At 32.1% G+C, this 13,397-nt stretch carries 12 protein-coding genes; 3 read left to right on the plus strand and 9 right to left on the minus strand.

Going from position 1 to position 13,397, the window contains the following annotated elements:
- Positions 1-69 precede the first annotated feature (69 nt).
- The gene (locus ACUUYC_RS16625; RefSeq protein WP_474267739.1) at positions 70-276 is read left to right on the plus strand and encodes a hypothetical protein; all 207 of its coding nucleotides are present in this window, start codon (positions 70-72) and stop codon (positions 274-276) included.
- Positions 277-363: 87 nt separating this feature from the next.
- On the opposite strand, the gene ACUUYC_RS16630 is transcribed toward ACUUYC_RS16625, so the two are convergent.
- From ACUUYC_RS16630 to ACUUYC_RS16665, 8 genes are all read right to left on the minus strand, one after another.
- On the minus strand, positions 364-924 hold the full coding sequence (locus ACUUYC_RS16630; RefSeq protein WP_474267741.1) for a type 1 periplasmic binding fold superfamily protein: 561 nt from the start codon (positions 922-924) through the stop codon (positions 364-366).
- A 16-nt stretch (positions 925-940) separates the two neighbouring features.
- Entirely contained in the window at positions 941-3,343 is a 2,403-nt protein-coding gene (locus ACUUYC_RS16635; protein ID WP_474267743.1) for a TonB-dependent receptor, read from the minus strand.
- Positions 3,344-3,383: 40 nt separating this feature from the next.
- A complete protein-coding gene (locus ACUUYC_RS16640; protein ID WP_474267746.1) occupies positions 3,384-3,716 on the minus strand; it encodes a hypothetical protein in 333 nt (110 codons plus the stop codon).
- Positions 3,717-3,865: 149 nt separating this feature from the next.
- On the minus strand, positions 3,866-4,393 hold the full coding sequence (locus tag ACUUYC_RS16645; protein ID WP_474267748.1) for a DUF6787 family protein: 528 nt from the start codon (positions 4,391-4,393) through the stop codon (positions 3,866-3,868).
- A 39-nt stretch (positions 4,394-4,432) separates the two neighbouring features.
- Positions 4,433-4,864 (minus strand): DUF6146 family protein, encoded by a 432-nt coding sequence (locus tag ACUUYC_RS16650; protein WP_474267749.1) that lies wholly within the window; start codon positions 4,862-4,864, stop codon positions 4,433-4,435.
- A gap of 92 nt (positions 4,865-4,956) precedes the next feature.
- Positions 4,957-7,881 (minus strand): CHAT domain-containing protein, encoded by a 2,925-nt coding sequence (locus ACUUYC_RS16655; protein WP_474267751.1) that lies wholly within the window; start codon positions 7,879-7,881, stop codon positions 4,957-4,959.
- Positions 7,878-9,428 (minus strand): T9SS type A sorting domain-containing protein, encoded by a 1,551-nt coding sequence (locus ACUUYC_RS16660; protein WP_474267753.1) that lies wholly within the window; start codon positions 9,426-9,428, stop codon positions 7,878-7,880. The genes ACUUYC_RS16655 and ACUUYC_RS16660 overlap by 4 nt, the downstream gene beginning before the upstream one ends.
- A 121-nt stretch (positions 9,429-9,549) precedes the next feature.
- Positions 9,550-11,526: a T9SS type A sorting domain-containing protein gene (locus ACUUYC_RS16665; protein ID WP_474267755.1), complete on the minus strand. Its 1,977-nt coding sequence runs from the start codon at positions 11,524-11,526 to the stop codon at positions 9,550-9,552.
- Positions 11,527-11,671: 145 nt separating this feature from the next.
- Between ACUUYC_RS16665 and ACUUYC_RS16670 the strand changes: the two genes are divergently transcribed.
- Positions 11,672-12,274, plus strand: a complete 603-nt coding sequence (locus ACUUYC_RS16670) for an RNA polymerase sigma factor (protein ID WP_474267758.1) — start codon at positions 11,672-11,674, stop codon at positions 12,272-12,274.
- A 32-nt stretch (positions 12,275-12,306) separates the two neighbouring features.
- Entirely contained in the window at positions 12,307-12,996 is a 690-nt protein-coding gene (locus tag ACUUYC_RS16675; protein WP_474267760.1) for a tetratricopeptide repeat protein, read from the plus strand.
- A gap of 91 nt (positions 12,997-13,087) precedes the next feature.
- On the opposite strand, the gene ACUUYC_RS16680 is transcribed toward ACUUYC_RS16675, so the two are convergent.
- Positions 13,088-13,300, minus strand: a complete 213-nt coding sequence (locus tag ACUUYC_RS16680) for a hypothetical protein (protein ID WP_474267762.1) — start codon at positions 13,298-13,300, stop codon at positions 13,088-13,090.
- Positions 13,301-13,397: the final 97 nt, after the last annotated feature.

Genomic DNA, 13,397 nt, shown 5'->3' on the forward strand with positions numbered 1-13,397 from the left:
GTGTAACCTTTTATATATCAGTAAAGTAATTAGTAACTTAACATGAACTAATCAATAAAAAATAGAATCATGTTAAAGAAAGTTTTAAACGTAGAAGGAGTAGAAATCTTAACTAAGAAAAATCAAAAAGGAATTAGTGGAGGTTTAGATACGATAGGTGAAGGTTTTGGAGGTCCGTGTGTTGATAGTCACGATTGTAATGCAACAAACCTCATTCCTTCCATTTGTTGTTCAGGAATTTGTATTTATACTTTTAATTGGAGAAATGCTTGCTAAGAGGCGTAATCCTTAATTGTTGTAGAAATAAAAAAGTCGTTATTCATTTTAGAATAACGACTTTTTTAAAAGACTATAGTTTTAAAATTACTGAATAGTAACCGTAAACGTAGCAGAAATATCAGTTTCTCCACCTGCATCAGCTAATCCAGTATTTGGTTTTGTAGGCTCATGACGTAGTGTTACTGTATAACTTCCAGTACTTGCTGCACCAGTAGTAACATCAAAAGTAGTTCCTAAAATATTACCATTTCCATCTAAGTTAAAGTTTGCAGTTGTAGCATTCAAACTTGCAGCTGCAGTAAAGAAAAACTGGTGTTCATCATCTTCTTCTTCAACTTCTGTAGTAATATTTTCTGCAGGCGTTTCTGTTTCATTTAATAAAACAACAGCTCCGTTATATGTTGTTGAAGCAACTAAATTTCCTGAAACTGTTACTACAGGCGCATCAGGTCCGTCACCGTCTAAATCACGCGTTTGTAATGTAACTGCTGTTCCACCACCAACTGGAGTTAATGTTACAGTTAGTGTTGTAATCACTTCTTCTTCATTTACTATAACTGGCGCATCGTCATCACTAGAACACGCAACAAAAAGAGTACTAACAAGTGTAATAGCTACTAAAAGTGAAAATTTAAATTTATTCATAATAATAATAATTTTTTTAATAAGTTATTTTTAAATTGATAGAAAAATTTCTACCCAAATCATCCGCATAATAACGCAAACGGTTTAAGTAGTTTCGATAATTAGTATCGAATATGTTAGAAACCGATACACCAACATTTAGCATTGATTGTTTACTTAGTTTAAAGTCAGCATATGAATTTAAATGCAATAAATGATACGCATCTGGTGGCGTACTTACATCTATTAATTCAAATGTATTGGTTTCAGGAATGAAAACTTCAAAGTTATTATTTGGAAATTCATTTTGTCTAAATGTATATTCGCTTTGTAATTCAATTCGAAGGTTTTTTAATTCCTTATTTTTATATACCAAGCTATTTGTTGTATTTATAGGTGGTATATCAATTAATGGTAAATCGAGTGTTTTATCGTACCCTTTTACCAATGATAATTGATGCGCAAAACTTAAATTTTTTGTAAAAGTTAATGACGCATCAATATCTATTCCTACTAAGGATGCATTGGTTTGTCTGTATTCCCAAACTTGGAAATTTCCACGGATGGTTTGTTGAATTTCCGTAGGTTCAATAATCATAAAGTCATTTATGAAATTGAGATACGGATTGACCGAAAAACCAAATGTTGTTCCTTGTTTTTGTAAAGTCAATGATACTTTGTGTGCAACTTCAGAATTGAAGCTCAAATCTCCTAATTCGATTCGAGATGCAGAATGATGCAACCCTTCGCTAAATAATTCAGACGGATTTGGCGCACGAGAAGCCAACGAATAATTGGCAAATAACGTGTAATCATCATTAAATGTATAGCGTGTACCTAACGTTGCAGATACGTTTGAATAATCCAATTTTGGGTTGGTCAATATTTGATTAGCAAATACTTCGACTACGATTTCAGGAAATAATTCATCATAGTTTCTATCTTCCCAGAAAGAACTTTTATAAAACTTTTGGGCGTCTATATTAAAATAATCAAATCGACCTCCAACTTCGACCAAAAAGTTGTCCGTAATTGAAAAATCGATAATACCATAAATTCCTATATTAAATCGTTCATAATCAGGAATTAATCTTCTTACACCTGTATTTGGACTGGCAACATTTTTTTGATATTGTGCCATGATTCCAGTTTTTAGATTAAAAAGATCAGTATTATTAGTTTCTAAATCCAAACGTACTGTTTGTGAGTTTAAAGCTAAATCTAATGAGGCTCTATCGTTGTCGTCACTATTTCTGCGAATATCAAATTCGAGACGTTGATTTCGTTGAAAATCATATTGAAGTGTTACTTTTCCTAAATTTTTAAAGTTTTTAAATCCACGTAATTTAAATAAGTGGTGTGTGACATCTTGTTTTGGAGCGTCGATGTCATACGTAAAATCTCTAATAATTAGTGGAGTATCACTTGCTATAGCGCGAACTTGATCGCTTGCGCCACCAATATGTGATGCACTCAAAATACCGATTTCATTTTTAAAGAAAGAATAGTAAGCTTCTATACCATGATCATGATGATTGATTCCGATACGAGCAGAAATATTACGCTCAAAGATACCTGTATTACTTAATACATAATCTGGAGCTTCATAATCGCCAAAGCGTTTCATGCTTCCTTGCACAGAACCATACCAACCATTTGCATAGCTTTTGGTAAGCTTAGAATTTAGTGTTCCACCACGACCATTGGTTGCGGCAGTAACATGCGTTTTTCCATATATTGTGTCTTTTACAGGAATTCTGGAAGCTTCTGTTACGATGATTCCACCAACGGCATCTCCACTGTACTTTAAGGCACCAGCGCCTTTAATAAGTGTTATGTTACCGATAGTGTTTACATCCATGCTTGGAGCGTGTTCTGCTCCCCATTCCTGATCTTCCATTCGTACACCGTTATTCATCACTACTACACGACTACTGTGAACACCATTAATAATAGGTTTTACAACAGCATTTCCTGTATTTAGTGAAGAAACTCCACTCATCGTATTTAGAATATCTCCTAAAGAGCTATTGCTAAAACGATCCAATTGTTTTTCCGTTATTTTTTGCTCAAACAATGTTTTGGTTTTTTTACCATATAAAGAAGCATTTAACGTAATTGCCTTCAATTCTTCTAAGTGATGTTCTAAATGAAATATTTTTTGTAGATCACCAGAAATTTTCACTTTAAAAGCTTGTGTTGTACAATTGGGATGTGATATTTGTACAGTGTACGTTCCTTCGCATAGTTTCGAAAAACTATATTTTCCATCAAAGTCAGATTCAGCAGTTTTTTCTAAACCTGCAATAATCAATGTTGCGCCTGGAAGTACAGAGTTATCATGTAAATCAATTATTTTACCAGATAGTGTATAGTTGCAATTTTGACTTTGTACAACAATACCACTACATAGCAATAACATAAATAAATATGTTCGCATGTAATTTCTTAATTAAAAATAAATAAGTATTTGATTTTACTCAAGAAAGTACTGGCGGACCGCGTAATAATTTATTTGTAAGCGGTACATAATAACATAATGGTGTAGTTGACCCTAATGTAGTCTTTGAAATAATTGGAGGAGCTGTTAGCTCTGAATAACTTGTAAACTCAAAAGTGAAGCTTGTAAAATGATAGCTACATAAGTCACAGTGTACATTTACTTCATGAATGTGTTCTTCTTGTTCATGACATAATTTGTATTCATGTTCCTCTACAAGTTGATGTGAAAATTGTATAAAAGAAGGTAGCATCAATGTTACAAGTAACAATGAAGCCAAACTAATTTCTTTAATTTTGGTTACAATTTTCATGATCTGATTTGGTCAACATAAGTGTATAAACACTTGCGCTAAGAGCAAATTTAGTGAATGCTTAATTGTAAAAAAAATAACTTAGGAATTATTTATGAATTAAAATAGCGTAAACCTTCTTGCAAAAGCGAGGAAATCAGACTTTTTTCTTACTTTATAATTCGCATGCGTCTGAGCATTTTCTTTTCAAATTCCCAGAAAAATTTAAACTGTCCTAATAGTGTTCCAAAGATGATTAATAGAATTTGATAGAGTGGTAAAATTATAATAATTCTAATTGTCCAATATAGAAAACCTCCAAAAAAGCCATCAGGAAAGACAGTTCGGGTAAAGCCAATGTATTCTAATAATGGTCTAGCAATTCGTACAGAGCTTGTTCCCGTAAGGGCAAACACAATAAAAATTGTAATGATTTCCCAACGGTATGTAGTTACCCATTTATGTTCAAGCTTTTTAAAACACCAAAGAAAAAAGCGAAGCATAATGTAAAAGGATACAATGACAGTAATTACAAGTAAAACGTAGTATAAAATGCTAGATTCTTGTCTGTCTATAAAACTGCGAATGATTTTTTTTGAAAAAAGATATGCTGTATATAATAGCGCGAGAATTCCTAAAATGGGAAAGGTTAGTTGCCAGTTGTTTTGGATTTCCCAACGCTCTTTAAATGATTTCATGTGTAAAATTTGCTGCAGCAAAGATACACAACTTCTTCATTATATACGCGGTGAATATGTTCCTAATCGCTGATTATACTTTCGTTGAAAATAGACAAAGTAGTAATACAATTGGTAATTTACTTCATAGCCATAATCAACTTCTGGGCGAAAATTAATTCGTTGCTCATACAAGTTTGCATCAAAGCGACTCGGTTGAATTACACGTTGATTCCAGTTTGTTACAAACACAATATTACGCGTACGTAAAAATTGTTTTGTATAATACTGTCGTGGTTGTGCATTTCCTACCATCCATGCTGTAAAACCAGGCTCGAAGATGATGATCTCATAACCATCTTCATCCGCGATACGTATACTGTCAGAAACTTGGGTAGTGTCGTCTGTTTTTTTCGTTATTGCTTTTTCTGGTGTAGCACATGAAAAGACGACAAATCCTGCGCAAGCAATTAGTAATAATACTTTTTTCATAAATAATTCCGTTTGTATAAAGATACGGCTTTTTTGGGATTGACCTTATACAAATAAGTGAACTGCAGTTATGAGTTAGTGATGTGTACTTCTCAGTTATTGAGTTTTTTTCTAGTTTTTAATCCAATTAACAATACTAAAAGTATAAGCGGAATTAGAAGATAGTATATGTAATTGTTTTGTTGCTCAAAGGTAATTGCATCGTTTGTACCAATATGTGTCCATGCAGACCAATAAAACGGTAGGCGAGAAGCTGGGCTACTAATTTCGTCATTTGCTACATACTCAAGCTGTGCTTTTTGTAACGCAACACTTTTTGTACATCCTTGTTTTAGATATGAATAGTATAACTCCATTATTTTTGCAGAAGAAGCATCAGGAATACTCCACAATGTAGCTGTGACACTTGGAATATTTGAAAAATTGAATGCACGCGCCAAGCTTTGTAAACCTTCACCTTTTTGATGTTTTCCAAATCCTGTGTTGCATGCACTTAACGTAATCATATTGGAATTGAAATTATGATTGTAAATTTCGCTTAAGCGTAATAAATTACTACTCGTATCTGTAGTTTTGGTGAAAATCAATGCAGAAACATTTGGGTTTCGAGTATTTACCAATGAATGTGTTGCCAGATGAATGCTTGCCGAATTTGTAGCATTTTCTATAAAATTCTGCTTTGTAGCATGCTCATTTACCCACGATTTCCCATTCATTAATGTTGCTAATTGTAAAGCTTCATCATCTGAAAAGCTAAGTTTTGATAGTACATCGTTTCGTAAATTTTTAGTAATGATACTATTTTGAAGACTATCTTTTGTAAGCGTTTTTAAATGATGTAAAGTTGCTTGATCCAATTCCAAACCAAAAGCAGTAAAGTTGTTTGTACGCTCAGATTGCACATTAGAATTCAACAACATTTTACAAAAATAATGATAACTAACCGCGTATTTTTTAATGATTGTATGATCTAAATTCGTCCACGAATCACTTTTGTTTATTAGTAGCGTTTGAAACGGAATTGTATGTAAAACATCATCGGGCACTATTGTTAACTGTTGAATATCTGCATTGTTTTTATAATGATTCAACGGTTTTTCTAGTATTACTTTATATAATTCGTGTGCAGTTTTTAAGTATTGCTTTTCAGCAAGATCAATATTTTTGTTAATGAAGGTTATATCACTTAATGATTGTCTGTATGCAGTAATTGTTTGTTGAAAATTTTCAGGCAACGAAATCTGGTCAATATGAAAATCTGTTTTAGAAATAGAGAAAATATACAAGGTTTGATCACCCAAAAAGTATTTTATAAATACTGTTTTTGAGTCTATAATAGCTTGTACTTGTTGTATTGTAATTCCTTCTATATCATTACGGATTTTGTTGAATTTCGGATACTTTTCAGAAACATTATCTTTTAGCTTTTGTAATAATTCCTTTGTTGTTACAAGTACATTCTGAATTGAATCATGTGTAATTGTGTCTGCTAATTTTTCATCAAGAAGCGCAATTTCTTTTCTATATTTTTGAAATAATATAATGGTATCTGTTGGAATTCCTGCGGCTGTTAACGCTTGCTTTTCATTGAATAATTCACGCAATACAAACGCATTGGCTTTTTGAGAAATTTGAAATGCTTCTATTTTATACTTTTCATCTTTTGATCGTTCATACAAAGCTAATTTTACTTTAATGAGATCTTCGTAAAAAGCAATTGTATGTGAACCTAAAGATAACTTGGATGTTGTTTCAGTATAACTCAATCGGATTCTTTCACCAAGAGTTACCGCAAAATTATAATTTTCGGCAGCTTTTTGTAACCATGTATCATTTTTGGAATCAAGATATTTTTCAAAATAACAATCGCCTTTACTTTTAAAAACTTCGAGTACCCAAATTTCCAATGTCCATAGATCTTGTGAAGGATTTTTGTTAGGATCATTTTCTTTGAAATCTGGAATGAAGGTTTGCAATGCTTTTTGATGATTCTCTAGCGCTTTGTCGTACTGTTTTTGTGCTTCATACATATTACCAATCGCAATATATACTTGTCCAGTTTCACGTAGATTCCCTATTTTTTGGATAGGTAACAAGCTTTTTTGATATTGTATAAGTGCTTTTTGTGTATTGCCAAGTTCAGCATAAATATCGCCAAGCAATATACTCATCGTATTAAAATTTTCAATACAATCTCGTTGTTTTCTGGATGTATCTTTTATACAATTTTTAGCAATTAAAAGTGCTTTTTGCGTTACAATTAGTGCTTTTTTATATGCTGCTAATTTGTATAATATTTCTGCCTCATAACGTTCAAACGTGCCATCTTTCTCATCAATAAGTAACTGTGCTTGTTTGTACGTTTTTCTTGCTTTTTGTAATTCACCATTATGAAGATATGCATCGCCTAACGCTTTCGTGTTTCTCCATATAACAAGCGTGTTATTGGTAGATTTTCCATCTGCAATAGCATTCTTTAAGTAGGTAATTGCTTTTTGGTATTCTCCTAACTGCGTATATAGTTGAGATATATTTCCATACAACTGATTTGTGAAATCTGCATTTTTTACAATTTTGAAATTTTGAAGACTTTGTTCATAATAGGGCAAAGCATCAAAAATTGCCCCTTTGCGTTCGTAACAAAATCCCAAAATATATTGCAATCGCCCAAGTAAGAATGTCTCTGAAGTTGGAAGTGTTGGCAATCCTTTTTCTACAAGTCGAATAGTTGTGTCATACTTTTTAGGGTAATAACCATTAAAAAAAATAGCATTATACGCTTGAAACCACTGTTTCCAATTTTTTTCAGCCTTAAAAATAACAGCAGCTTGTAATGCTATGTTTGTAGAAGCTTCATACTTACCTTTTTCAGTAAGCGAATCGGCTTTTTGTAATAACTTTTTGGCATAAATAGTATCACGTTGTATATGCTGTGAGTTTCCAATATATATACTGAAAATTAGCATACACAACGTACACACTCTTTTTAATTGTATGATTTCTGATTTTTGATTCAATACTTAATGATCTTTTTGGTATATCGGTTTTCTTGTGTTTTTAATGTGATAAAATATAATCCGCTCGCTATATTTTGTAAATTAAAACTGCTTTTAAAGATAGCAGAATCATGTTGATTTACCGTGAGTTCTTTGATAATTTTTCCCGAGTGATCTTTCAATGTTATGATGAATTGTGAATTTTCATCTTTGTTAAAGTTTATGTTTAAATTCACTTTGTTTTTAGTTGGATTTGGATATACTTCAAAAACTAATTCATCTGACTTTAAGGGTTTTATCAATTGAGAAGGCAATTGTTGGGAACTTCTATGTGCATTATTTCCACCACAAATAGTATAGTCCATACAATCTACTTCAATACAAAGTTTGGATGTATTGGTGTAAAATACGGGTTGCGAATCAAATACAATACTCGCTGTATTTAGGATACAATCTGTTAAATTGGATTTAGTGCAAATTTTAAACTTAAAATATGTGGATGCTTGGTCATATGAATATTCACGCGGCTTTGTTTGTTGAGTTCCTGGTATTACTTGATTGGTGCCAGGCAAATTGATATTTATAAAGTTGAAATGAGCAGTTTCTCTATCTAAACTTAAAGTTGGCTGCACTTCATAGTCTACGAGTTCAGTTTTTTCATGATCTAAGGAACTAGGAAGTACATCCTGGACATATACATTTTTTGCATAGTTTTCTCCATCATTAAAATAACCAACAGTATAGATGAGTTCTTGTTGTTCGTTCAATCTAGGCTTAAGACATTCTTTATTTACAATCTTAAAATTAGGATCGTGTGGATATCTGCGAGTTAAAAATTCTTTCTGATTGAAAACTTCTAGACCATTAGCAGCATATTTCACCTCTAAATCGAGCTTATCACCAACCATTCGTAATGTGGTTGCTGGAACGTATATATAGCGTATTTCATCAAAATCTAGGTTGGAAAATGACCAGCTCAATTTTTGATTATAATGACTAGTAGAAAATATTTGTGGAGGATTAGGATTTGCTGTAGCCCAATTTGGAAGTACTTTTATTTCTGTTGTATCTATTTGTAAGTCATTAGTATTATATGAAAATTCAATAATACCATTTACAGGTCCTTGAGTTGTAGTATTTCTAAAAGCAATAATATAAAAAGTTTTATGACCGCTTGCTGTTCCCCAACTTGTCATCAAATCAATATTCCCTGTCATATTTACAATTGGATTTGTTTGTGTGTTTGGAACGCCATTTATGATGTTTGGAGTAACCTGTACGCTTCTTTTTGGAGGTACATTTGGATCATACGATCTGGCAAAATACGTTTCAGTAGTATATGTGCCATTAGTATCAAATATATGAGTAGGTTGGTTGAGTGTACTAAATGTACCATCACCAAATAATGTAAAGACGAAGGTGTTTTGACCAGCTCTTTTGATCTCGTAGTCTACCAATCCATTTTGCCCAATTGTAGCATTCAGTGTTGGATTAAATTGTGCATGTGCAGAAATGATGAAACATATGCAAAGTAATGTGGTTGTAATTAAATGATGTATAATCTTCATACTTTATTTTTTTTGAGTTATATAAAATAGTGCTTGCTACGTATCTTTAAAGATACATAAAGGTAAAAATGAAAATATCACATAGCGTTTATATACTATGTGATATTTTATAGATTAGAAATTACTTTTTAATCAATTTTTTGACTTCTTTTTTATCACCAAATTCTATCGATAAGAAATAAATTCCAGGTGAATATTTAGAAATATCTAAATGATATGCTGTAGTTGCATTAATTGTTTTTTCTGTTAGAATTGTTTTTCCTGAAATATCTCGCACGTTTATTGAAAATGATTTTGTTTTTTTCGATTCATTCGGATCAAGTTTTACTGTGTAATTTCCGTTTGAAGGATTCGGATATACACTACTTTGTATGTTTGTTTCTTCAAACCGTCCAATATCTGCATTAACTTGTGGAGCTTCTCTTTTAAAATTACAATACACAGGAACAGGCAGGTTTGCACAATTTCCATTGTAAAAACGTAGTGTGATGTTAATAATACATTTTGTACAATCCTTTTCATAACTTGTATAAGTTAAACAAAGTAAATCACTACCATTTGAAAAAATACCATAACCGCCTTGTGGATCATTGAGTACTAGATTGTTAATTGATTGCCCTGAATAATTATCAATCAATGTAAAACCATCAATATTTGCTTGACAATCTGGATCGAGAATTGTAGATAAATCTAAACTCGTTGTACCAGCGCACCAAGTTGCATATACATTTTGAACGATAGGTTCTGCCAATTTATAAATAACAGTACACGTACAACCTTGTGGAGAAGTATAGGTTACCGAATACGAATTACCAGGAACATAGGAAACCCACATAAAAGGATCTGTAGTACGAATAGCAGTATTATTTACATAATAATCGTAATAACCTCCAACGCCATTTCCGCAAGCTTCAATTAAGATTTTACCATCTTTAGATGGACAAAACTCAACGATTTGTTCTTCTTCTTTTTCAATTCTAATATTAAAATAAACAACACAACAATCAGGATAGGTAATTTTTAAAAACGCATCTTCAAATAGTGTTATAGGAATAGTAGGATCATAAGATGCACCTGAAATTTGATCTTCTATAGAAAGAATAGATCCATTGCACGGATCAACAAAGTCAAACTGATTGATGTCAAACGATTGCCCACAATTCAAAGTAATATTTTCAAACCTACTGATTTCTTCTCTTATATGGAAATCCTGAAAATAGGTATATCTATTTCCGCAATCATCTATATATATCAATGTAATACGGTAATAACTTCCAATTTGAAAACCATTCCATAATGATTTAAAATCAATTTGCGGAGCTGGTCCAGAAGCTAAAGGAGATGTATATTGTAAAGTTGTTCCATTAGAGCCAATTTTTGAAATTTCCCATTGATAATTCATCGTATTTTGAGGAACGTTTGAAGGAATGATAGGATTACTTTGACAATATTCGTCTTCCATTAAAAACAACGAAGGATCTAATGTTACATGTTCGGAAATAACAATATCATCAATACTCATTTCTGCTTGACTGCCACTATTTGGCGTAGGTTGTTGCATAAATGGGAAAATCCACAATTGCTCATAATCAGTATTTGGCGTAAACTGAACCGTAACAGTTGTCCAAGTTCCTAAATAAGAACCCATATTATTTTGAAAAATAGCCTGGTCAGTTGCAGGAATTGTGGCAGTTACATTAAGATTAGTTGTATTGTTTGTAGCAATTAAATTAATCGTAGCATTGTTTGCTACATTCGGATCATTTGTATTTTTATCGCCAGTTCGTACTCTAAAGCAAATATCATACGTAACTCCTTGCTCAAAGTTTGCACGACCCAAAATTGCTTCGCCATTTCCAAATACGGACCACATCCAAGCAAATCGTGTTCCATTAAAGGCTGCTAGTGACGGCGAGCCATCAACTTCAGTCCAATTTGGAACACAATTTGCGTTGAAATCATTGTTTACAACACAGTTATTTGTGTTAAAGTTACCGTTTGCTAATAAGTTGTTTGAAGTCTCGCAACAAGGACTCTGAGCTTGTAATGAGATGACTGATACTAAAAGTACAAATAAGAGATATAGTTTTTTTCTCATGGTATTTGGTTTTAATGATTAATAGATTGTATTTGTCATATAACCATCGTAAAAATCAAACGTGACATTTTTTTTAGTCACATATCTGTAATTTTTTATTTATACTACCGATGAAAACTTTTTTTCTTTAGTTTTATAGAGAATTATGAAGCATCAACCTACCGAAAATAATACCGAGAAGAATCGCGCGAATGCGAATCAAAATTTTGGACTTAAAGAAGAAGAGTTTGATGAAATGCTTCAAAAAATGAAGAATGGTGATGATGCGTTGTTTGAAAAAATATTTTTAGCACAGTTTGAAGAAACAATTGCATATTTAATGCATCGTTACAACACAAACCAATCGTTAGCATACGATGCTACAATGGATGCGTTGTTAAAGTTTAGAAAACGATTACTCGAAGGAAAAATAACGTATTACAATATGCGTTTTTTGTTTACACAAATGGCAAGTCAGTTTCTAACAGATACGTTTAAGAAAAAAACAAAATCATTAGAAATCAACGAAAATGATAGGGTAGAAGCAACAGTTGAAGAGATTGATGATGAAATTCTTGATTATCTAGATATTGCTTGGAAATCACTCGGAGAACAATGTAGTACGTTGTTAGAAAATTTTTATTACAAGAAGATAGCTTTAAAAGAACTCGCAAGAATAGTAGGGAAATCTGATGCAGCTTTACGAAAACAAAAACAACGTTGTTTGGAAGCATTACGATCCTATTTTTTAAAACACTATAAACGTTAATAATTAATCGTGTTTGCACGATAAACAAGTATATGCAACATAAAAAATATACAGAAGGCGGCGAGCTTTCAGAAACAGAACTTGAATCAATGAGTGAGGAATTGATTCAGGCTAAGTTTGATCGTGATAAACGGAAAGTTTGGGAACAACGTTTGAAAGATGATTTTGGTGTTGAAAAAGAGCCTATTGAAAAAAAGAAACTATTTTCATTTGTAAAACTTGCAATCGCAGCAGCAGTTGTGTGTATTGCAGGAATTGTAACGTATAGTATTAGCACGTTTACGACTCCTAGTTATGAAATTGTTGTAGAAGATGCTATTGAGCATTTAATTAGCATTGATAATCATGCAGTTGTTACTCGTGGTGATGAAACTATTGATGAGCAAGTTTTAAAAGCACTTACGGCATATAAGAATCAGGAATATGATAAAAGTATTGCACGTTGGAAAGCTATTATTGCATTAGGAAAGATTGAAGAAATTGCCAATTATAATTTAGCATTATGCTATTTGCATAAAGAACCTTCAGAACCACAAAAAGCCATTCAGTATTTGGTTGAAGCTCGAAAAGTAAAAACGGTTCAGGAAGAAGCAAATTGGGCACTAGCCTTAGCGTATTTACAAGCAAATGAAAAAGTAGCAGCTAAAGAGATATTACAAATGATAATTCAAGCGAAAGCTTACAAGTATAAAAAAGCAGAAACGCTTATAGAATTTCTCTAAAAAAATGGTCAAAAGAAAACCTTCTGACCATTTTTACTTTTACATAGTATATGATTCATACATTATGTTTACGCTTTATACGCACGAATTATTAATCATTAGGAGATGCATCTACAGCACTATGTCTACAAACTCTTGGACAAGAGTTTCTTTCACTACATGCATGTCCAATAGAGAAAAGTGGTGCTGGACCATCATTAGGACCATCTGCAGCTTGTTGTTCTTCATAACCTCCATTTATAACTTGAAGACTTGAAATGGATGCTTTGTTGATTTTTAAACCTTTTAAACTTCTTTTTTTCATACTATAAATTTTTATTTTAGAAATCATTATGATTTCTTTCCATAGCTATAACTTGAAGAAATTTAAAACGTGACATTTTATTTTTGAATCTGATTAA

It is taken from the genome of Kordia sp. E (assembly GCF_056033805.1).